Source organism: Paenibacillus phocaeensis, assembly GCF_900021165.1.
Taxonomy (GTDB): Bacteria; Bacillota; Bacilli; order Paenibacillales; family Paenibacillaceae; genus Fontibacillus; species Fontibacillus phocaensis.
The window spans coordinates 156,344-179,432 of record NZ_FCOQ01000038.1; the positions used below are offsets into that span (position 1 = coordinate 156,344).

Genomic DNA, 23,089 nt, shown 5'->3' on the forward strand with positions numbered 1-23,089 from the left:
TTGGTCATAACAACCGCCGGAGCATGACGGCCACTTCCGCCCGGGTCAAGTCGTGACGCGGATTAAAGCGGCTGCCGTCGCCCTGGATCCAGCCCTGCGACCAAGCCTGATCCACCGCTTTCGCGGCCCATGCCGAAATGTCTTGCGCATCGGCAAAAGCCGGCGGCTTCTGCTCGTCTGCGGCCGCTGCCGTGTTCATCGTTTCCGCCGCTCTTACTAGCGAAACGACGGCTTCCTCGCGCGTAATCGGGTCGTTCGGCCGGAACGCTCCGTTGTAGCCCGACACGATCCCAAGCCGAGCGGCTTGAGCGACCGGCTCAGCGTAATAACACCCCGGAGCCACGTCCTTAAACGGGCTCTCGGACCCGACGCTCGGCGGATTGCCTTCTCCGTTTGCGGTTTGAACCTCAGCGACCGTCTGCATAACCAGCGTCACGAATTCCGCGCGGGTAATGCTACGGTTCGGCGCATAATGCTTGGGATCCACGCCGGTGACGATATGCTTCGCCGCCAGCGCCTTCACGGCTTGTTCCGCCCAATGCCCGGCCAAGTCCAGGAACGTCTTGTTATATTCCAAAATCGCGTAGTAGGAAAAATGCTCCGCCGTAAAAGTGAATACGCCGCCTTCCAGTTTGCCCGGCACGTATCTAGCCCCCTGGCCGTTCACGTAATATACGCCGGCCAGCTCATTCGAAATCAGCTTCGCCTGCTCTGGCGTCAGTCGAATACTCACCGTAGCCGGCCGATCGAGCTGATGGATTTCCTTTACTTGGTCGCCTACGATGACTTGGACGATCACCGAAAGAACGACACCGGTCGGCTTATAATCGGCATCGGCGCGAATGGACTGCTCCACCGTCGATTTCGCTTCCGCGGACCATGCCGCGTTGAGCACGATTCGTACTCTCGACGAGGCTTCGCCCGATAACGCAAAAGCGCCTGCCGGAAACTCCACCGTCCGGGTACCGGTTGTAATGATCAGGCCCTTGCCCTCTTCCGTAAGCTTGCTTAAAGCTTGTCCCGGCAGCTCCATAGCGGTACCTGCTTCCCCGGCCGCCGCCGGGAGCTCGATCGTTACGGCCTCGCCGCTCTCGGTTTGCTGCGCGGCCTCCGCCAGCGTGTCACGGCCGACGATGTACCGCCCGTCCGCGGCAAGCTCCGGCCGGGCAATGGAACCGCTGGCCCGTCCTGCTCCCGCCGGGATGTCGCTCGCATCGGTCGGAGGCGCCTGAGGCGTCGGCGTCGGACTCACGATCGAGCCGCCTCCCGAGGTTCCCCCGCCCGTTACGATGGAGAACGTATCGGTTTTCGTTTCGCTCCCGCTCCCGGCAACAACGGTGTATCGGCCCAACGGAGCAAGATCCTCGCTCGCCGGAATGCCGACCGTTGCGGAATAGCTGCCGCTCACCGCAGGAATTGCATCCACGTACAAGACCGTTTGCGCCGGGCTGACGATTTTGACGGTCACATTTCCGCCCGTCTCGCCCGGGATCGTGCCGGACAGCGTCAGCTCCCCGCCGCGGCGAACTTCTTTCGCGCTTAACCTCAGCGTAAAGGTATCCGCCGCGAAGACGGATGCCGGCCCAAGCGCGAACCACAACACCAGCAAGGCTGCCAAAGTTTTTTTCACGGAGTGATGTCCCTTCTTTCTATCCATTACTCAAGCACCAACGGTCTGGCCAGGCCGGCAGGCACGTTCGGATCGCTGTCAAACCGGTCGAAGACAAACACCTTCACTTTGTAATTGTCTCCGCTCACGTTGAAATATTGGGAGACCTGCAATTGATTTGGCTTGATCGGAATCGCGTTGATCAACACTGGGGTATTGCCTTGCAGCAATTGGAACACAACGTTCGCCTCGCCGCTGAAATCGTCCAGTTGCTTCACCGTGACATCGACTTTCAATTTGCCGTCGCGGGTCAGCTTGCCGGAAAGCGAATACGTGTCGTTGGTAAAGGCATGGTCCGACGGCAGCGGTACCCCCGCTTCGATGCCCGGAACGGCATTCGCTTTCACGCGCACGCTGACCGTTCCGGCCGGATATTCGCCCGCCCCGATCAGTTGCGGATTCGCCTCGACCGCTTGCCAAGTTGCCCCGCCGTCCACGCTGTACTCGTAATCGGAAGGGGCGGTGAAGCCTGGCGCATTCGTCCAACCAAACGTATTCGCTGCATCATCCACAATCGGGTTCAATGGCGACGCCGCCGCATTGCCTTCCGCTTTCACGGTCACAGCCTCCGAGTTGTCCCGTTTATCTACGGCTTTGACGGCAAATTCATATACGGACGAAGGATCGGCTTTCTCAACGACATACTGGTACATGTCCTTGCCTTTTTCCGCCGAAACGTAGACGCTCCAGTTCATGCCCAGCTTGCCGCTCGTTTCGTAGATCCGGAAGCCCCGGACTTCGTCGTCCGCGTTGCCGCTCTCCGGCTTCGTCCAGGTCAGCGCCCATTTCCCGTTTCCGGTCTTGCCGGCGCTTAGGCCTTTTACCGGATTCGGTTTCGTGTCCGTCCGCACGATCGTATACGTATCGAAGGGGTTTTGCTCGCCCGAGCGGTACGAATCGATCGTAAAACTGTTTTCCGTCATCCGGATACCGGAGTAGATTGGGGTTTTCTTTTGCTCAAAATACGCCGCATAATATTTGTCAATATTATTATTTACGTCGTAATACTTCGTGCCCGCCGCGTTGTTGACGATGTACATCGTGCCGTCGGGATTGAGCGAGTTGCCGTTCTCGTCGCGTTTTGGATCCTTGATCGGCGTGTCGTTGTACATCTGATACGACCGCATGTAAGTGTGGTCGTGACCTTGCAAGACGACGTCGATGCCAAGCTCGTCGAACACCGGAACCAACATGTCCCGAAGCTCATAAATTTCATTTTCTGCGGAATGACCGCCGACGGAGTAGATCGCTTTGTGGAAAGCGACGACTTTCCATTTTTTGTCCGTCTGGGCTACTTCCCGCTTCAGCCACTCGATCTGCTGCTTGAACGATTCCCGTTGCCGGTTGTCCCAACCCATGTCCATCGTGTTCATGACCATGAAATGGGCATCGCCGTAATCGAACGAGTATACGCTGCCCGGCGGGAGCGGATCGTCGATGGAATCGTTCGGATAATAGAAATGATAATAATAGTTATCGTTATATGGCCCTTCATGGTTGCCGACGGCGGCCATGATCGGTAGGTGCATCAGCATATCCTGCGGTTTGCCGAAGTAATCGAGCCACTGGCTTTCCAGCGCGCCGGCATCGACCTGGTCGCCGGTCATAATCATGAATTTAGACTTCGGGTAATGGTTGATCGCCTGGCCGAGCGTATCCGCCCAGACCTCGTAGTCATGCGTATTCGCACCTTGCGAATCCGTCAAATACAGAAATTCGAAAGAATTCTCCTGGTTCCCCTCGGTCGTAAACGTCCCCGTTTGACTCCAGTTCCCGTCGCTGCCAACCCGAAACTGGTAGGAAGTGCCTGGCATGAGGCCCTCCGCCAGCACCTTATGGCTGATGAACGAGCCGTTGGTGGAGTTCGTGATTTTCAGGTTCAAGATTCGCGTATCTTCCGGTTTGCCCACAAAGCGCATGACGCCCGGAGAGCCGAAGGCTTGTCCAGCCGGAACGATTTCCACAATGCTGTCCGTCGCGTTCGCCGGAGCGTTCTCCGGTTTGTCGTAATTCGTGTACCAGGCGAAAGAGCGTTTCGTTTTGGGGTCCTTATAAAAAGACATCGCGATCGCGATCGGCGCATATTTTCCCGCTCGATTCGCCGGACTGAACGTGAAGCCGTTCAAAACCGCTCCGCCCGTGGCATAGGCCAAACCTCCTTGGCCGTCGTACGTCACGTTGACGATTTCATTCGATTTGACTGTTTCTGCTAAGGTCAACGCCAATACGGAGCGGTCCGCGCCGATCGCCGTACTCGCCACAGCAAGTCGTCTTCCCCCGGATTGAACGCGCAGATGATCCTTTAGCCCGATAGGTGCGTCAGCCAATTCAGCTTTAAGCTTCAGTGTCACTTCCAGGCCGCTCGCCGCTACCGTTCCCGCGACCGGCCCGTTGTAGTTTGGCGGCAGGAAAAAGGCGGACGACGGTACGATTTCCTTAGTCCGGCTCGGTGTCTCCCAGCGCAAATAGAGGTTCGAACCGCCGAAGTCCTCGAAATATTCGACCTTGAAGCTGTATTTCACCCCGCCCTGCAGCGAGATCGGAGCGCTGGTCTGCTCTACGTCCCAATCGTTCACCCAGTGGTCGATCACTACTTGATCGTCAATCCACACTTTGAAGCCGTTGTCGCCCGTCATGTAAAACGTGTAGTCGCCGGTTTCCGGCGCCAGGATTTGGCCGGTCCAGCGCACGTTGGCGTGATCTTGCCCGCCGGTCCAAGTTTGCAGGACCGGATCGAGGTTCGAAAAGTTGATTTGCGTATCCACCGTGGTCGATTGGAGTTCGCCAAAGCTGAAATCGCTGTTCCCCGTGTAGTATTGCGCGAGCAAACCCTGTTCGCTGCCGCTCACCGGCGGCCCTGCTGCTTCGCCTTTGAGATCCAGGTCAAAGTACAAGTCGGAGCTGGTGACGCTATCCTGATGCACTTCGACCGCCAGTACATTGGCCCCGTTGACCAGAAGAGACGGGTCGATCGCAAACGGATACTCCTCCCGCTGGTCTGCGACGTTGCCGGAAGCCCGGGTCGTATAAGTGATCGAACCGCCCGGCATATTCGTCCGGAAGACTTCCTCCCCGTTCAAGTAAACCACCGCGCCGTCGTCGCGGATCAGCGTCGCCGCCAATTCTCGAATCGCCGAAGCGTCCGATACTTCAAATTCCTTACGGAAGTAGGTCGTAATATATTTATTGCGGTCATCCGGCCCATAGCCGATCACGGACGTCGGCTGAGGTTTGGTACTGCCGGCATAACCCAGCGAGGCAACCCCTCGATTCCAGCCGCTGTCGTCAAAACCGTTGTTCCGCCAAGCCGTTCCTTGATCCGAACCGTTGTCCAGATACTTCCATTCGCTGCCTCGCGGAATCAACGCCGATGGGTCGGCCAGCGCCGCGGCCGCAGCGGGATCAACGACCGTGACCAGCGCCGAGGTTTTGTAGCCGCCGTCCGTCGTTGTTGCCGTAATGCCCGTCGTGCCGGATCCAATGGCCGTGACCAAACCGTCCGGGCTGACCGTTGCCACCCCGGAGTCATCGCTTGTCCAGGCATAGGTTGCATCCGTCGCATTCTCCGGCAATACAGCAGCGCTCAATTGCGCCGTTTCCCCGACAGCCAGCTCCAGGCTGGACTGGTCCAGCGTGATGCCGGTGACCGGAACGAGCTCCGGGTGGGTCTCCGGATCGGATTCCGATGGGGCCGCCATCGTACCGTAGGCCTCAAACTCATAAATGTTCGCCTGATAGTTCCCGTTATCGTTAATGTCTCCCGGATCGGTGATGTTCAGCTTAAAATAACGGGCCGTTACCGGCTCGGCCAATTCATGCGTCGTGACGCCGTACGTATTGTCCGTCACCGTTGCAACGGGCGTCCAGGTCACGTCATCCTGGCTTGTCTCGATGGAAAATGCACGGGTGTTCCATGCATCCGCCTCGCCTGCCGAACCCGCATGGGCCAGCACAAACTTGTGCACCTGTCTCTTATAACCATCTNGGGCCGTTACCGGCTCGGCCAATTCATGCGTCGTGACGCCGTACGTATTGTCCGTCACCGTTGCAACGGGCGTCCAGGTCACGTCATCCTGGCTTGTCTCGATGGAAAATGCACGGGTGTTCCATGCATCCGCCTCGCCTGCCGAACCCGCATGGGCCAGCACAAACTTGTGCACCGTCGCTTCGGCGCCCGCGTCAATCTTTAACCAATAAGGGTTCTGGGCATCCGGCGGTTGCGTATTCCCTTCATATGCCCATTTGCTGTTTGCGGCATTGCCGTCAACCGCTTGGGACGGGACGAAACCGCCCGCGATTTCCCCAATGGCCGTTGCCGTTACCCCCGGTGCGGCAAATACGTTGATATCCGCCGTCGGCTCCGCTTTCGCGGGCTGGATCGGTACGTATCCCGCCGAAAACAGCATGGACAACAACATCACCGCCGCAAGCACTCGTCTTGCCGGTGCAATCTTTCTTTTCACTCCCTAGGTCCCTCCTCTGGATTATGAAGTGTTGACATTGTAGGACATCATACGATTTGTCCGTGTTTCCTTCAATTCATCTACCGTTAAGGGAAAATTAAATTTCTGTAAATGTCCCGAACGCTTGTCCGGACCTTCCGATCGAGGAGCAGATTAACAACATCTTAATAATCCCACTTCTCCTTTTATTTGTAATCAAATGGGTGTATATGGATGTTTTGAGCAAGGCGGGAGATTGGATTTTCAGACTTCTCTTTTCGTAACCGCATTGGTGTTAATCGCTTTCACAAATTCTCCCTTACAGCTGGCGTAAGTCTCGTGTCACCTCCGTCCTCACTGTTAGCCCTGTGTAAAACCATGCCTTCCATCTCCTAAATGATGGGAAAGATATTTTTGTGAAATGCAAAAAAATCCGGAAGCATTGGACTGCTTCCGGATGAATTTCTCGTTATCCTACGGTGTCATATTTTCTTTACCTTCGGCCGATTTCGAGGCTCCCTTGCCGGAGGCGCCACTTTAGGAGCCGGGGCCGTTTGTTGCATCGGATAAGGGTGATCCTTGACGACCTTCATCCGTTTTCCCGTCAACTTCTCGATCGCTGCAACGTATTCCTTCTCATCGAAATCGCAGAACGAAATAGCGACGCCGCTCTGTCCCGCCCGGCCGGTTCGTCCGATTCGATGAACGTACGTTTCGGGAATGTTCGGGAGTTCATAGTTGATGACGTGGGACAATTCATCGATGTCAATGCCCCGCGCCGCAATATCGGTTGCAACCAGGACGCGCAACGTGCGATTCTTAAAGTTTTGCAAGGCTGTTTGCCGAGCCCCCTGCGACTTGTCGCCATGGATGGCTTTGGCGCTGACCTGCGCTTTCGTCAAGTGGCGGACCAACCGGTCGGCCCCATGCTTGGTCCGCGTAAAGACGATGACGGATTCAATCGACTTGTCCTTCAGGAGATGGAGCAGCAGATCCTTTTTATTCCCCTTGTCCACGTAATACAACTGCTGACCAATCGCATCCACCGTGGAGGATACCGGCGTAATCGCCACCTTGACGGGGTTCCTCAGGATGGAATCGGCCATCTGGGCGATCGCCCCGGGCATGGTTGCAGAGAAGAGCAGGGTTTGCCGCTGGGACGGCGTCTTGGCGATGATCTTCTTGACGTCGTGGATAAAGCCCATATCCAGCATGCGATCCGCTTCATCCAGAATCAGCAGTTTCACGTCCTTCAAGTCCACCAGCTTCTGTTGGATTAAATCATTCAGCCGGCCGGGCGTGGCCACCAGGATGTCTACGCCTTTTTGCAGCGCAATCTCCTGAGGTCTCTGCGAGACTCCTCCGAAAATGACGGCGCATTTCAGGGGCAAATATTTGCCGTAAGCGCAAAAGTTCTCGTGAATTTGCAGCGCCAGCTCGCGGGTAGGCGTGATCACCAACGCCCGGATGTTGCGCCGCCCGGACTGAGCGGGATAATCCTTATTTAACAGTTGCAACGTAGGAATCGCGAACGCCGCAGTCTTCCCCGTACCGGTCTGCGCGCAGCCCAGCAGGTCCTTGCCGCTCAGAATGGGCGGGATCGCTTGCTGTTGAATCGGCGTGGGTGCCGTATAGTTTTCCTGTTCCAATGCTTTTAAGATCGAGGGGATCAAATTCAACTCTTTAAATAACATGATAACTCCTTGCCGAAAATCGCTAATTTCGGCGGCCATCGTATACGGTCACCGATCATATCAATATAACACGGCGCGGATGCCCCGGCAAATCGGGAGCGGACTAGACATTCCGATAAGGCCGTTTTTTGGCCTTATTTTCCACCTTGCTGCCCTCCATGCAGAAAATAAGGCCATTTTAGGGTCTTATTTTTAGGTTGAGGGACTAAAATGTCCTGCTTCTACCCGATTCCGAATCAAATAAGGCCATTTTATGTCCCTATTTACCGCAACACGTGGCTTTTTCGAGAAATAAGGACACTTTTTACCCTTATATCCGCCGAGTGCGGCCGGGGACCGGGGACCGGGGACCACTTAACGTTCATCAATCCGTGCCCACCCAGGTAATCCCCCACGCTGCACAGCCAAACCATATGGTCCTGCCCCGGCCCCCAGTAGTTCTTGGCCACGGCATATGGCTCGCCGAACTTGCGAAGCCACTTCTGCTGTGCCCTCTTATAGCCGCTGTCGAGGCAAAACCGCTCGATGCCCCGCCCCTTCAGCTCTTCCGCCAACGCCTGGATCAAAGCCGCCCCGATGCCTTGACCTTGATAAGCAGGCAGCACGTACAAGCTTCCCAGTTCGCCAACGTCGTCCAGAGCGTGCCGGGTACATTCGGCGATTTCCTTCCCGCAAGGACCAAAGGAGATCGTGCCAACCACCTCCCGAACCGACCTCGCAACCAGGAAAAAGACGGCTTCTTCCGCCGCTTGATGCCAAGGCTGGGGCGGATCCAAGCCTGCGGCGATCCGAAGCGCCGCGTCCACTAGCCTCTTCTTCCCTTCGATTTCTTCGCGGATTTCTTCTATTAAATGTTCAAGCCCTTCCCCGGCGAACGCCTCCGGGATAGTCCGCTCGAACACCCGGCACGCCCCCTCCCGATCTGCGTGAACTAAGGGAACGATGACGATATCTTCAACCATTGCAATCCTCCTTCACATTTTTGCGAGTCTTACTGCAAAAGCCGAGATATTCACTTCATATTCTAAAGATTTTACCGAAATAAAAGCAAAGGGGCGATCCCTCCGAGAAAACGCAAACATACGTCACAACAAGCTGGAATACGCGGGTTTTACCTGTGGGTGGTTGTGGTATAATCACGATGATTTGCGAAAAAGAGGTCCATCCAGCAGCTTTGCATGCAAGAACAAACGGAAACGGGTGATCAGATGTTCGAACTCAAATGGCTATGGCAGAATTTGGAGGGCAACCGGGCCAGGTACATTACGGCGCTAGTGCTCTCCGTCGTGGGCTCTTCGCTCATGATTATCAATCCGTACATAGGCCAACGCATTGTCGACACGTTTATCACGGGTGAGAATGCGGTGCAAAATTTAACGCAGGAACGAGGGCTGCTCATCATGCTCTGTCTCGGCATGATCGGCTTCTCCTTGCTGCGCACGGGGCTTGCTTATCTGACAACGATGCAATACGAGCAGGCTTCGCAAAATATGTTGTACAAGGTCCGCATCTATCTGTACAACAAGATCCAAGGCCAGGATATGGAATATTACGACCATAACCGGACCGGGGACTTAATGACCAAAATGACCGGGGACCTGGACATGGTGCGGCACTCGATGGCGTGGATTATCAAGACGATCATCGAATCGGTGACGATCTTCATTGCGGCCGTCGTTTACTTCTTCACGATTGATGCCGTATTGACGTTGTGGCTGCTGGTTCTGGCGCCGCCGATTTTCGTCGTAGCTTTTATTTTTGCGAAAAAGGTCCGTCCCATGTACATCGACCTGCGCGAGCGGCTCTCCCAACTGAACACGATCACCCAGGAGAATATCTCGGGGAACCGCGTCGTTAAAGCCTTTGCCCGCGAGGAATTTGAAATCGAGAAGTTCACGGACAAGAACATCCACTTCTCCCAAGCCAACAAAAAGGCGGCGCTCGTGTGGCTGGACTACTTCCCGTATCTGGAGACGTTCGCGCAGGCGTTTAACGTGATCCTGATGCTGGCCGGCGGTTATTTCGTCATGCAGGGACGGATTACGTTCGGGGAATTCTCCGCGTTCTCCGCGCTTATCTGGGCCGTATCCAACCCTATGCGCAACATCGGGATTATCATTAACGATATTCAGCGTTTCTTCGCCAGCTTAAGTAAAATCGTAGAAATTTACTATGCCAAACCCCGTATCGTAAACGAGCACAACGCGGGCGATAAACGCCGTTACGAAGGACGGATCGAATTCGACCACGTCAGCTTCAAATACGATGGCGGCGAAGTGCTGCATGATATCAGCTTCTCGGTTAGCCCCGGGGAAACCGTTGCGATCATGGGCTCGACGGGTTCAGGCAAGACGTCCCTCGTCAACCTGATCCCGCGCTTCTACGACGTCTCCGGCGGGCAAGTACGGGTTGACGGCGTCGATGTACGCAAGCTGGAGCTCGACGAGCTCCGAGGCAACATCGGCATCGCGACCCAGGACGTACTGCTGTTCTCCGATACGATCGACGGGAACATCGCTTACGGCGATCCCGAGCTGCCGGAAGAACAGACGGTCGAGTATGCCCGGTTGGCCGCGGCGCATGATTTTATTACGAAAATGCCCGAAGGGTATGACACCATCGTCGGGGAACGCGGCGTCGGCTTATCCGGCGGTCAGAAGCAGCGGATCGCGTTGGCCCGGGCCCTGGCGGTACGCCGCCCGATCTTGATTCTCGACGATACGACGTCCGCGGTGGATCTCGAAACGGAGGAGCATATTCAGAAGAGCTTACGGGAGCTGGACTTCCCGTGCACGAAGCTGATTATTGCCCAGCGTGTGTCCACGACAGCTGAAGCTGACCGCATTCTGATTCTCGACGGCGGCCGTCTGATCGAGGAAGGCACTCATGCCGAATTATTGGCCAAACGCGGCTATTATTACGAAGTATTTATGCTTCAGAACGAAGGGATCGGAAGGACGGTGAGCGCTCATGGCCAGGAATAAATTCGATGTCGACGAGAACCTGGAATCGCCTTTTGACATTAAGCACTTTAGACGTGCCATGGTGTACATCAAGAAACAGAAGAAGCCGATGATCGTCGCCTTCGTATTAAGCGCCTTGTCGGCAGCGATCGCGCTGTCGGCACCGCTCATCATTCAACACGTCGTCGACGTGACGATTCCGGAGAAGGCTTTCGGAGCCCTGATCGGGTGGTCCGCGCTCATGCTGATCACGATCGTGGCCAGCGTCGTGCTGGCGACCATCCGCTCCCGGATCATGACCCGGGTCGGGCAGGATATCATCTTCGATATCCGCACGGACTTGTTCAAGCATCTGCAGGAGCTGCCTTTTAAATATTATGATGACCGCCCGCAAGGGAAAATCCTGATCCGCGTCGTCAACTATGTCAACGCCGTATCGGATGTCTTGTCCAACGGGATTATCAACTTCATTCTCGAGATCGTCAACTTGCTCTTTATCGCCGCCTTTATGTTTGCGGTCGATGTCCGGCTGTCGCTGGTCACCTTGGCCGGGTTGCCGGTATTCCTCGGCGTCATGCTGCTCATCAAAACCCGGCAGCGCCGAGCCTGGCAGGCTGTATCGAACAAAAGCTCCAACATGAACGCCTATTTGCAGGAGAGCATCAGCGGGATCGGCGTGACGCAGATCTTCTCCCGCGAGAAGCATAACGAAGGGATCTTTACCCGCCTGGCCGGCAATTACCGCAAGGAGTGGATGCGGGCGCTGCGCTACAACGCCCTGATCCCGTTCACGGTTGACAACCTGGCGACGATCGTGACAACGCTCATCTACCTGGTCGGCTTGCTGGCGATGGGTCCGGAAGGCGTGACCTTCGGGGTTATCCTCGCAATGAGCAGTTACGCGGCGCGGTTCTGGCAGCCGATTCTCAACCTGTCGCAACTGTATAATAACTTTATTAACGCCGTCGCTTATCTCGAGCGGATCTTCGAAACGCTGGATGAGCCGGTAACGGTCAGCGATGTGCTGGATGCAACGCAACTGCCGTCGGTGAAAGGTAACGTCAAGTTCGACGATGTCACGTTTGCCTATGATCCAGGGCTTAATATTCTGGAGCATCTGAACTTCGACGTGAAAGCCGGGGAAAGCATCGCGCTCGTCGGACCGACAGGCGCGGGCAAGACGACGGTGGTCAACCTGATCTCGCGCTTCTACAATGTGAGCGATGGCGCGATTCTGATCGATGGTCACGATATCTCCCAGGTGACGCTGAAGTCGCTGCGCAGCCAGATGGGCATTATGCTGCAGGACAGCTTTATTTTCTCGGGCACGATTATGGACAATATCCGTTACGGCAAGCTGGACGCGACGGAAGAGGAGATCATCGCCGCAGCGAAAACCGTCTGCGCCGACGAATTCATCCGCGAGTTCGAGCAAGGGTACCACACCGAGGTGAACGAACGCGGCTCCAAGCTGTCCCAAGGCCAGCGGCAGCTCATCTCGTTCGCCCGGACCTTGCTGGCCGATCCGCGCATCCTGATTCTGGACGAAGCGACCTCCTCCATCGACGCCAAGACGGAGCGCTTACTCCAGCAAGGCTTGAACGAGCTGCTGAAAGGCCGTACCTCGTTTATCATCGCGCATCGCCTGTCCACCGTGAAGAACTGCGACCGTATCATGTACGTCTCGGACAAAGGGATCGCCGAGTCCGGCTCGCATGACGAGCTGATAGCTAAACGCGGTCTGTACTACCGCTTGTATACCGCACAGAAGATGGAAGCCGTTTAGCAAAAAAACACAAAAGGCAATTCCAAAGTCATGCTGCATGACTCTGGAATTGCCTTTTGGTTATTGGTGAACGTTTCGGCGTATGGTCTTCCGTCCGTTATTTGCTTGGGCCGATCCGGTTCTGGATGTATTCTTCAACCTCTTCTTTGGGGATGTTTAGGGAGACAGCCAACTCGCCGTGCAGATTCTCGGCGGCTGAACATAGCAAGCGCTCATCCGATTGGCGCAGTTTTTTGCCCAGGCTATTTTGTTCTGTTTTGCGCTGCCGCATCGTCTTGATCACCTTGATCCATTCTACATGATCCCCTGTGTTGATCGCTTGCTTGCAACTGGCTTCCCGTGCCTTATCATTGCTGATCCAGGTCGCATCAATACTCGGAATCCGCGAGATCAGACGCTCGGATTCTTCCCGCGACAGAATGCTCCGCATGATCACTTTAAGATTGTCCACCGGCGTGTAAATGGTAGTCCCTTTCAGATAAACCGGGTTGAGCAGATAATACTTACGGTCCCCCTCGACGCCCGGCGGTGTGCAAATGTCCTTGATTTGGCAAACCCCGTTGCTTCCGTAGATCACATACTCATTTACCGCAAACATGTGCCTTCCTCCCTTGTACTGTGGTGCTCGTGAGAGCCTCTAACCTGGACACTACAACCAAAAAGCACCGCTCACTCGATTGGAGTGAAACGGTGCCGGATAACTTCGCCGTTTGTTATATATCACCCTAGGGATGTACCTATAACTCCATTATAGACTAAAAAACAGGCTTCATGTCATTTATCTAGAAAATGCTGTTCTTTTCCACTGGAAATCCTTAGTCCTTTTGTGAAATGATTCACTTATTCTAATGAGAACCTATGTTATCCTCTCAGAGGGGGAACAAAAAAAAGAGAAATCGCTCCCCTATAAAGTTATTAGTGGAGGGTAAATCATGTACAAGAAAGCAACAGCAGCACTGATTCTCGTCTTATCCCTGATGCTCGTCATTGCGGGATGCGGTAACAACGGGAATGCGCCTCAGAACCAGGCGCAAGGTCAGAACCAGACGCAAGCTAGCGAACAGACGGACAAGTCCCCAGAGAACGAAGCCGTATCCGGCGCATCCGCAAAAAGCTATACGCCTTATGATCAATTAAAGGACAGCTACGATATCCTTATCATCGGTGCAGGGGGAGCCGGCATGACCGCGGCGCTTGAAGCGAAAGCCAACGGCATGGACCCGGTGATTTTCGAGAAAATGCCGGTAGCCGGCGGTAATACAACGAAATCCTCCTCAGGGATGAATGCCTCACAGACGAAATTTCAAAAGGAACAAGGTATTGAAGACAGCAACGACAAATTCTATGAAGAAACGTTCAAAGGCGGCCACAATACCAATGATCCCGACCTGCTGCGTTTCTTCGTTGACCATTCCGCTGGTGCGATCGATTGGCTCGATTCCATCGGAATCCGGTTGAATAACCTTACAATCACGGGCGGCATGAGCGAAAAACGCACGCATCGTCCGGAAGACGGCTCCGCCGTGGGGCAATACCTGGTGGACGGTCTGGTCCGAAACGTTGAAGAGCAAGGCATTCCGTTGTTCGTCAACGCCAATGTCAAGGAGATTATTCAGCAAGACGGCAAGGTTCACGGCGTGAAGGTCGTCCTGAACGACACCGAAGAAAAGACGATTACCGGCAAAGCCGTCATCGTGGCAACAGGCGGTTACGGAGCTAATCCGGAGATGATCACCCAGTTTAGACCGGACTTAAAAGGATACGTCACGACGAACCAAGCGGGCAGCACCGGCGACGGCATTACGATGATTGAGAAATTGGGCGGCGTTACGGTTGATATGGATAAGATCCAGGTTCACCCGACGGTTCAACAAGAGAAATCGTATCTGATCGGCGAAGCCGTGCGCGGCGAAGGGGCGATCCTCGTCTCTAGTGAAGGCCATCGTTTCCATAATGAAATGGATACGCGGGATAAGGTGACCGCCGCGATCAATGCCCTTCCCGAGAAGTCGGCTTACCTTGTTTTTGATTCCGGCGTGAAATCCCGGGCGAAGGCGATCCAGCAATACGAGAAGATGGGCTTCGTGCTTCAAGGCGACACGATCGAAGCTTTGGCCGAGGCGATGGGCGTACCGGCAGAGGCTTTGGCGAAGACGTTGGAAACCTGGAACGGAGCCGTTCAGAATAAAAATGACGCCGAATTCGGCAGAACGACCGGGATGGATCACGATTTGTCCGGCGCGCCGTACTATGCCATCAAAATCGCTCCCGGCATCCACTACACCATGGGCGGCGTAAAAATCAACACCAACACGGAGGTGTTGAATAAAGACGGCAACCCGATCCCCGGCTTGTTCGCTGCGGGCGAAGTGACCGGCGGGTTGCACGGGGACAACCGGATCGGCGGCAACTCCGTAGCCGACATCATCATTTTCGGCCGCCAAGCCGGCGTTAAGGCGGCCGAGTTCGTGAAGGGGCAATAAGCGGACGACCGCTATGTAAGGACCCGTCAGGGCTTGGACTCCAGGGAGTTTGAGCTTTGGCGGGTTTTCTTTTGCCGCCTATGAATGAGAGGACTTTGGGAAATACTGAAAAGCAACCACATAAGAAGCCCAAGGGAGGTGTGCTCCTACATGAGCGATCAGGAGAACAACACAAAGCAACGGTTGGAACAGGCCAAAGCCAAGGATTCCACCGATGAAGGTCGAAAAGGCGCCTTCTTGACGAAAGACGCCTGGAACCAGGACGGCAACCCCGCCGCAGCGAAGGATGAATTCGGTCCGGAGATGAGACCGGAGGCTCCGCCGACGTTGAATGGGAAGCCGATGTAGCTGCGAAAAAGTATGATTTTTCGAATACATGTGGCCGGAATCACCTGGATTGGGCGCATTGTATTCGATTTTCCATACACATTGCTCGATTTCAGCTGCAGCGGGCCCAATTCTGTATGATTTTTCGAATACACATCGCCGGAATCACCTGGAATCGGCGCATTATATTCGTTTTTTCATACACATTGCTCGATTCCAGCCGCAACGGGCCCAATTCTGTATGATTTTTCGAATACATATGGCCGGAATCCCCGGATTCGGCGCATTGTATTCGATTTTTCATACACATTGCTCGATTTCAGCCGCAACGGGCCCAATTCTGTATGATTTTTCGAATACATGTTGCCGGAATCCCCGGAATCCCCCGATAAGGCGCATTGCCCAACGATCCGCGAGACGCGTCAACACCGCACGTATTTCCGCTTAAAGCCCAATTGTCCTCGATCCAGGGCTTTTTGAATATTTCCCGAAGCGTTCAGGAAGGTGCTCTTCTTGTTCTCCCGCTTCATCTCGACCGGACCGATCGCCTCGGCGGTTTCCACCGCCTGGACGTGGAGCGGCTTGTAAGAAACCGCGACGGTGTAAACAAAGTTGTTCATCGCGGACTTCGTTCGTTCGGGCGCATGATGGATCGAGTCCTTCACCGTTTCCAGCATGCCGGCGAGCTTGCCTTCGTCAAATTCGCTGTCCGGCCGGCTCCCCAATAGCCAGCAATAACAGCTCCAGCCCGCCGACATTCGGAGCTCGTCCCCGCTGGCGATCCACTTGTCGGCAACCTCTTGGGCGATGTCCGTCTCCGCCAGGGTGACGGCCACCACATAGTCCGACAGCATGTAGAAATAAGCCCCTTCGATCCAACGCTCGAAATCCGCATGCGTCATCGCTTTCGGATCGGCAATGATCCCCGCAAAGTACATGGCATCGTAATTCCCCGTCGCATACAGCTCTTCGGCTAAAGGCTGGTTGATCCGGATCTGCCGGAACAACGGCTTCATTTCCCCTGTCGCTACGCCAAACAGCGGTTCCCGCGCACCGTTTCCAAGATACATCTTCTTCAGCCGTTCTTTGCCGAGTGCCTCAAGCTCCTGCATTACCGTTTCCAGCTCCATCATAAGCCGCTCCCTTCATCCCGCTTGGTTTCTATCGTCTAGCTTACTACGTCTGAAGGGTTTGATTCAAATTCCAATCCGGTCAAGCCCCTGCCCGCCTTTCACTTGCTTCGTGCCAAGCGGAATCCTTGATCCGGACCAAAGCCGTTCGCTTCAAACTTGCCGCGAAACGCCACCTCGCTGCTGCTGATATCGCCGATCCAGCCGCCGCCTTTCACCACCCGAAACGCCCCGCGTTCCTGCTCCTGATTCACATCGTCCCCGTACCAGTCCCAGCACCATTCCCTCACATTGCCGGACATATCGTAAATCCCCAACTCGTTGGGCTTCTTGCCGCCGACGGGCTTAGGTTGACCATGATTGCTTTCGATGATCGGCCAGTTCCAATCTCCTGTCAGATACTTATCCCCAACGTTCCGCCAATACCAAGCTACATCATCCGCGCGGGAGCTTCCGCTGTATTTGTGGCTCTTGCTCTGTTGGCCGCCGCCAGCTGCATACTCCCACTCCGCCTCCGTTGGCAGACGGTACCCGTTCGCCTCCGGATTAATCGAGACAAGCCATTTCATTTGATCGTGTTCGCTTTGATTATTCGGGTCGATTTTACTCTGATCTATATTGTAAAAGGGCTCCAAACCCTCTTTTATGCTCCGCTGATTGCAATACGCAATGACGTCGTACCAGCTTACCATTTCCACCGGCAAATCGCTGCCTTGGAACTGGGATGGGTTGCTTCCCATCACTTCCACCCATTCCTTCTGGGTGACTTCATATTTTCCGATATAAAAATCAGCCAGCGTGATATTCGAGCCGTAGTAATTGGACAGGGTGTTCACTACACTCCCGCCTTGAACCAGCACGAAGTGATCGTTCAGCCGCTCCGACTTCCCCGTAGCAACCTGCGAGCAGGCCGAGACCAGCAACAGCATGGGGATAAACAGTAACATGAATCGCTTCCTCATGGTTAGCTCTCCTTTTAATGAAGGATCAGTCGGGCCGCCGGCAGTGTACCGAACGGCCCCAGTCACAATGTTCAGCGATTAACCGATTACCATACCGTTACGTTGGAGCTGCCGCTGCTTTGATAACCTTCCGTCGCCAGGACCTGGTAAGCCCAGCTGCTTCCCAAATTCATGCCTTTGCTCTTCCACGCGTTCACGTGATTGCTGAAGGTAATCGCGACATTGCTGCCGGTTGGTCTTTTCGATTGACGAACGCTCCAGAACTGTTGGAACGTTTGTGTGCCGTCGATCGAAGGCGCATTGTAGCGCATCGTCGTATAGATGTCGTAGGTACCTCCGTCACTATTCACCGAACCCTTATAGGTACCGGTCGGCCGGTACGTGCCCCAGCTGTCGACGACATAATATTCGATCAGCGAGTTTCTTGTCCATCCGTAGAGCGTTAAATACCCATTCCCCGAAGGAGCCCATACGCCGGCATTATAATTGATCGTCCGATTGGGAGAACCGACGGTCCAGCCTTTGCCAACTACGAAGTTGCCGGTATTGTACCAATTGACGCTGTAATTGCCTCCGGATCCGTTGACCGCATTCACCGTCCCGCCGCCATCCGTCCAATTTTGCCAATAATCCGTTGCTGCATTTGAGGTTGCCCCAAACAAACCGAAACTCATCGAAGCCGCCAGGAGTATTGTAAACATTTTCTTTTTCAACTTCATGACCAATTCCTCCTCAGAACACTTTTTTTAGAATCGTCTTTCGTTTCTTCTCCCTGCTTCTGCTTCTTACCGAGATGCGACTTTTGTTTTTGCGGGGCATCACCTACCCTGTGTCATAAACTAGAAACATTTAACTATCACCCCCTTTGTTAGAAAATTATAGAAGGAAAGCGCATACAATTCACTTCGCAAATTAAAGGATTTATCTTGTTTTTTTCATAGAATAATAGAATCATGAGGGAAAAAAATAAAAAACGACCCCAGCGGAGTCGTCTGATTGGTTGGTATTCTTATGAGGGGGGCCGCCATTACACCCCGGTATTCGCCTTGACGAGCACCTCGGCGTATTTCGCTTCATCTTTATCGCGGGACAGCAGGGTCCCGACAAATGCGGCGAGGAAGCCGAGCGGAATCGAGATAATGCCCGGATTCGTCATCGGGAAGAGCGCCGTTCCGGTCAGAATCGCCTTGCCCGGTTCCGGGTCCCATACGTTCGGACTTAAGGCTACGAGAAGGACCGTGCTGAACAAGCCGACCAGCATGCCGGAGATCGCCCCCGTGCGGTTGAATCTTCGCCAGAAGACGGTGAACAGGATGATCGGCAGGTTGGCACTTGCCGCGACGGCAAAAGCCAAGGAAACGAGGAAGGCCACATTCATCTTCTGGGCGAACAAGGCGAGCAGAATCGAGATGATGGATACACCGATTGAAGCCCAGCGAGCCATGCGCAGCTGCTCCCGTTCGGTCGCGTTGCCTCGGCGAACGATCTGTCCATAGAAGTCGTGCGCGAAGGCCGACGCGGCAGACAGAACGAGACCGGTGACGACGGCCAGGATCGTCGCGAACGCCACCGCCGAGATGAACGCAAACAGGAAGTCGCCGCCAAGCGCCTTGGCCAGCAGCGGAGCGGCCATATTGCCGGCCTTGTCAACGGCGGTGATCTCCCCGGTGCCCACAAACGCGGCGGCTCCAAATCCGAGGAAGATGGTCATGACGTAGAAGATGCCGATGATCCAGGTGGCGTAGACAACGGAGCTGCGGGCCGTACGAGCATCCTTGACCGTAAAGAAACGGGTTAAAATATGCGGCAGCCCGGCGGTGCCCAGTACCAGCGCCAAGTTAAGCGATATCGTCTCCAGCGGAACCTTGTACTTGTTGCCCGGGTTCAAGTAGTTTTCCATCAAGGGCGTTGCCGTCTTCATCTGCTCGAACATGCCGGTCAAACTGAAATCAAACTTCGCGAAGACCATTACGGAAATGACGAAGGTGCCGCCCATCAACAACACCGCTTTGGTGATCTGCACCCAACTCGTGGCGTGCATCCCGCCAAAGACGACATAGATGGTCATGAGCACTCCGACGATCAACACCGAGGTGACGTAATCGAGCCCCAGCAAGAGCTTGATCAGCGCCCCCGCGCCAACGAGCTGCGCAATCATGTAGAAGATTGAGATCGCAATCGTATTCAGCGCCGCGAAGCCACGCACTTCCTTGTTCGCAAAGCGGGCGGCAATCATATCGGCGACCGTATATTTACCCAGGTTGCGGAGCGGCTCGGCGACGAGATACAGCACCACGAGGTAAGCGACGAGAAACCCGATGCTGTAGAAGAAGCCGTCGAAGCCAACCAAGGCAATCGACCCGGCGATGCCGAGAAACGACGCGGCCGACATATAGTCGCCGGCGATGGCGGTCCCGTTCTGCCAGCCCTTCAGCCCGCCGCCGGCGGTGTAGAATTCGCTGGTGTTGTTCGTTTTTTTCGCGGCAAAAAAAGTAATGACCAACGTCAGCAACACAATCGCGCAAAATAAGGTGAACGCCATGATCGTTACGCCCCCATTTCCCGTCGAATTTCATCGACCAAGCGGTCAAACCGTCTCGCCACACGCGAGTACAGGATGCAGAGCGCCCATGTCATGACAAATTGGGCAAACGCAAACACCCATGCCCAGGAAATCGGGCCGATCGCCGGCCGATTCAGCACCTCCGAATACGAAGTCATGATCGGAAGCGCAAAGTAAAACAGCAGAAAAAACACGGTCGACGGGATAATGAACCTTTTCTTGTGAGAGATCAACGTCTTGAACTTGGCGGAATGCCACACCTCGGTGTAGCTCCTCCCTTTCGCAGCCTTCACCGTTTTTGCACCTTTCGCGGCTTTCGCACCCATACTTCACCCTCCAAATGATGAACTTTGAAGATCACCCAATATATGTAAGCGCTTCGCATTCATTTTATGCAGGGGCTGGCTTGCAAATGTTCAAATTTTAACTTTTGTTCTCCCGTTCGTATCGCTTATCCCGCTTGGGCAAAAAGAAAACACCTGAGGCAACTCAGGTGTTTTCTCGTTCTTAAAACTTGATGACCCCAGTAGTGTGCAGAAGCACGAGCACGACAAGTACCGGAGCGATATACCGTACCATAAACAGCCAGATCCGGAACCATCCGGACTTGAGGCCCGCGGCATCCGCGGCATTCTTCCAGAAGTATCCCGCAAAGACGGTAGTAATCAGGCCGCCCAGCGGCAGCAAAATATTCGAGGTGATGAAATCGAGCCAGTCGAAGAAGTTCTTTCCGCCCATATCCGTGAATGCCGGTACGACACCAAAGGACAAGACCGAAGGCAACCCGACCAACAGGACCAGTACGCTGACGATCGTCACGGATGTTCCGCGGCCCCATCCCCAGCGGTCCATGACGTAGGAGACCGGAACTTCCAGCAACGAAACCGCGGAGGTCAAAGCCGCTATCGCCAGCAGAATGAAGAATAACCCGCCGAAGAACGCCCCGAACGGCATCGCCGAGAACGCGGCAGGAAGCGCGATGAAAACCAGAGACGGTCCCGCATCCGGCTCCAACCCGAACGAAGCGGTTGTCGGGAAGATGATAAGCCCCGCGATAAACGCATAGATCAGGTCCCCTGCCCCGATGGCCAGGGTAGCCGTGCCAAGGGATTGGCGCTTGTCCACATAAGCACCGTAGGTCAGCAAAATCCCCATCCCCAGCGACAGCGAGAAAAAGGCATGTCCCAAGGCAACCAAGGCCGCTTCCGGACTGAGTTTCGAGAAATCGGGTTGAAGGAAGAAGGATACGCCCGCTCCGGCACCAGGTAGTGTTAAAGCCCGAATCATCAAAATGATCAGCAGAACAACCAGCCCCGGTATCAGCACCTTGTTGAACTTCTCGATGCCGCCGGAGATCCCTTTCCCCACCACGAGGCCGGTAATCAGCACGGCGACCGCTTGCCATACGAGCGGCAGGTAGCCTTGGGTAAACGTGGCGAATTGCCCGCTGTAGTCGGAATTGGCATACAGATCTCCACCGAAGGACTGTACAGCATAGTGCAGCGTCCAACCGGCGACGATGACATAGAAGCTCAGGATTAGAAAAGGTGCGATCACTTGCAGCAACCCGAGGCGGCCAAATACTTTTGGCCCGCCGGCCTTCACAAAGGACGTCGACGCACTGCCTCGGCCCGCCCGCCCAATGGCCAACTCCGCTAACAGCAGAGGCAATCCGATCAGGATTAAACAGATGATGAATAGCAGGAAGAAAGCAGCCCCGCCGTGTTCCCCCGTAATATATGGGAACTTCCACATATTCCCCAGTCCCACGGAACTGCCGATGGCGGCCAAGATAAAACCGGCAGAAGAAAACCTTTCATTCCGGCCTTGGCCCAGATTATTTTGCGTTGTTTTCATGTTGATCCCCCAGTTTTTTTATACATCTTATTATTATAAATAAAATGTCAGCAAATAGGGATATGACATTTTTCACCAACAAAATGAACACCGCATTTAACGCAGGTGCTCAGCCAAGCGTCTTAAGGCTTCAGGAGGGACGGTGTCCAGCTCTTCCCTGAAAACTTTTTTCACTTTCTCATAGTGCATGAGGAACGAGGTCTTATCTTGAAGCTCCTGATAAATTCGCAAGAGCATCTCATGGGCTTCTTCATCCACCGGATCGTAAAAGATCAGGGAATGCAGAACTTCGGATGCCTGCTGATATCGGTTTCTTTCCAGATTCCATCGGGCTGATCTTTTGGAGGCTGCGGCAAAGTACCGGAACATTCTTTCCCGCTCCTCCTCGCACCAAGGATAATCCCTATTGGCAAAAAGCGGGCCTTTATAGAGAGCCAGCGCCTTCATTAAAGCTTCGGGGTTCCCTTGATCGGCGTTCAATGCCTCGGCAACGGCTTGTTCAAACCGGATATAATCGCAGGATTCGTCACATTCCATCCGATAGTATCCTTTTAGAGAAGAGATACGGACTTGAATCCCTCCCTCGTGCAGGGTTTTCTTCATTCGATGCATGGTCACATGCAATTTATGCTTCACGTTCTCCGGGGAGAGAATGTCCGGCCAAAGGCGATCGCAAATCGTCCATTTGGAAATCGTAGTATTCCGGTGTAACAGCATATAAGCGAAGAGCTCTTCGGCTTTGGCGGTCGGAAAACGAATGGGGCTTCGCTGTTCCTTGAAAATTTCAAACCCCCCAAAGCAAACGATCCCGGATTTAGAACGGACTTCCGGCTCAGGAGTACGCCGCTCCCTCCGTTTCCATATCCGATCAAGGGTACGATGCAGCCTATCCAAGTCTACCGGCTTCAGCAAGTAATCCACCGCATTGACCCGGAAGGCCTCCAACGCATACTGCTGATAGGCTGTAACAAATACGATATCGATGTCATCATGAAGCTCCCTGAGGCGGGCAGCCATCTCCAGCCCATTCATTTCAGGCATTTCAATATCCAGAAAAACGAGATCCGGCATTAGATGCTTCACCTCATTCAGCAGCTCCGTAGGGTCGGTGTAAGCACCGACAACCTGCACATCGTTCCGGTCCCCGATGTATTGGCCAAGCACCCTCAATGCCGGTTTTTCGTCATCCAGCAATACTACTTTTAGCATCGCG

16 protein-coding genes are annotated in these 23,089 nt (G+C 54.5%); 4 read left to right on the forward strand and 12 right to left on the reverse strand.

What is annotated here, in order from left to right:
* Positions 1-4 precede the first annotated feature (4 nt).
* The 4 genes from BN3795_RS24150 to BN3795_RS24165 all read right to left on the reverse strand — a co-directional run bounded on the left by BN3795_RS24150 (position 5) and on the right by BN3795_RS24165 (position 8,767).
* Positions 5-1,630, reverse strand: coding sequence for an S-layer homology domain-containing protein (locus tag BN3795_RS24150; protein ID WP_068787219.1), 1,626 nt, complete (start codon positions 1,628-1,630; stop codon positions 5-7).
* A gap of 26 nt (positions 1,631-1,656) precedes the next feature.
* On the reverse strand, positions 1,657-6,087 hold the full coding sequence (locus BN3795_RS24155) for a PA14 domain-containing protein (RefSeq protein ID WP_456319983.1): 4,431 nt from the start codon (positions 6,085-6,087) through the stop codon (positions 1,657-1,659).
* A 506-nt stretch (positions 6,088-6,593) separates the two neighbouring features.
* Positions 6,594-7,805, reverse strand: a complete 1,212-nt coding sequence (locus BN3795_RS24160; RefSeq protein ID WP_068787260.1) for a DEAD/DEAH box helicase — start codon at positions 7,803-7,805, stop codon at positions 6,594-6,596.
* Positions 7,806-8,068: 263 nt separating this feature from the next.
* Positions 8,069-8,767, reverse strand: a complete 699-nt coding sequence (locus tag BN3795_RS24165) for a GNAT family N-acetyltransferase (protein ID WP_110945371.1) — start codon at positions 8,765-8,767, stop codon at positions 8,069-8,071.
* A 216-nt stretch (positions 8,768-8,983) separates the two neighbouring features.
* On the opposite strand from BN3795_RS24165, the gene BN3795_RS24170 reads away from it, so the two are divergent.
* On the forward strand, positions 8,984-10,789 hold the full coding sequence (locus tag BN3795_RS24170; RefSeq protein WP_232730034.1) for an ABC transporter ATP-binding protein: 1,806 nt from the start codon (positions 8,984-8,986) through the stop codon (positions 10,787-10,789).
* Positions 10,776-12,554 (forward strand): ABC transporter ATP-binding protein, encoded by a 1,779-nt coding sequence (locus BN3795_RS24175; protein WP_068787221.1) that lies wholly within the window; start codon positions 10,776-10,778, stop codon positions 12,552-12,554. The genes BN3795_RS24170 and BN3795_RS24175 overlap by 14 nt, the downstream gene beginning before the upstream one ends.
* A 97-nt stretch (positions 12,555-12,651) precedes the next feature.
* Here the strand turns inward: BN3795_RS24175 and BN3795_RS24180 are convergent, their stop codons facing one another.
* The gene (locus BN3795_RS24180) at positions 12,652-13,152 is read right to left on the reverse strand and encodes a CarD family transcriptional regulator (RefSeq protein WP_068787222.1); all 501 of its coding nucleotides are present in this window, start codon (positions 13,150-13,152) and stop codon (positions 12,652-12,654) included.
* Positions 13,153-13,486: 334 nt separating this feature from the next.
* On the opposite strand from BN3795_RS24180, the gene BN3795_RS24185 reads away from it, so the two are divergent.
* Both BN3795_RS24185 and BN3795_RS24190 read left to right on the forward strand, forming a co-directional pair.
* Positions 13,487-15,037: a flavocytochrome c gene (locus tag BN3795_RS24185; protein WP_068787223.1), complete on the forward strand. Its 1,551-nt coding sequence runs from the start codon at positions 13,487-13,489 to the stop codon at positions 15,035-15,037.
* 150 nt (positions 15,038-15,187) lie between these two features.
* Positions 15,188-15,385, forward strand: a complete 198-nt coding sequence (locus BN3795_RS24190; protein ID WP_068787224.1) for a hypothetical protein — start codon at positions 15,188-15,190, stop codon at positions 15,383-15,385.
* 401 nt (positions 15,386-15,786) lie between these two features.
* On the opposite strand, the gene BN3795_RS24195 is transcribed toward BN3795_RS24190, so the two are convergent.
* From BN3795_RS24195 to BN3795_RS24225, 7 genes are all read right to left on the reverse strand, one after another.
* On the reverse strand, positions 15,787-16,494 hold the full coding sequence (locus BN3795_RS24195) for a DNA alkylation repair protein (protein ID WP_068787262.1): 708 nt from the start codon (positions 16,492-16,494) through the stop codon (positions 15,787-15,789).
* Positions 16,495-16,595: 101 nt separating this feature from the next.
* Positions 16,596-17,456: a formylglycine-generating enzyme family protein gene (locus tag BN3795_RS24200; RefSeq protein ID WP_068787225.1), complete on the reverse strand. Its 861-nt coding sequence runs from the start codon at positions 17,454-17,456 to the stop codon at positions 16,596-16,598.
* 86 nt (positions 17,457-17,542) lie between these two features.
* The gene (locus tag BN3795_RS24205) at positions 17,543-18,175 is read right to left on the reverse strand and encodes a glycoside hydrolase family 11 protein (protein ID WP_068787226.1); all 633 of its coding nucleotides are present in this window, start codon (positions 18,173-18,175) and stop codon (positions 17,543-17,545) included.
* A 308-nt stretch (positions 18,176-18,483) separates the two neighbouring features.
* On the reverse strand, positions 18,484-19,998 hold the full coding sequence (locus tag BN3795_RS24210) for a solute symporter family protein (protein ID WP_068787227.1): 1,515 nt from the start codon (positions 19,996-19,998) through the stop codon (positions 18,484-18,486).
* Between the two features lie 5 nt (positions 19,999-20,003).
* Entirely contained in the window at positions 20,004-20,345 is a 342-nt protein-coding gene (locus BN3795_RS24215) for a DUF485 domain-containing protein (RefSeq protein WP_068787228.1), read from the reverse strand.
* 181 nt (positions 20,346-20,526) lie between these two features.
* Positions 20,527-21,876, reverse strand: coding sequence for a sodium-dependent transporter (locus tag BN3795_RS24220; RefSeq protein WP_110945372.1), 1,350 nt, complete (start codon positions 21,874-21,876; stop codon positions 20,527-20,529).
* A gap of 96 nt (positions 21,877-21,972) precedes the next feature.
* Positions 21,973-23,085, reverse strand: a complete 1,113-nt coding sequence (locus BN3795_RS24225) for a response regulator (RefSeq protein ID WP_068787230.1) — start codon at positions 23,083-23,085, stop codon at positions 21,973-21,975.
* Positions 23,086-23,089 lie beyond the last annotated feature (4 nt).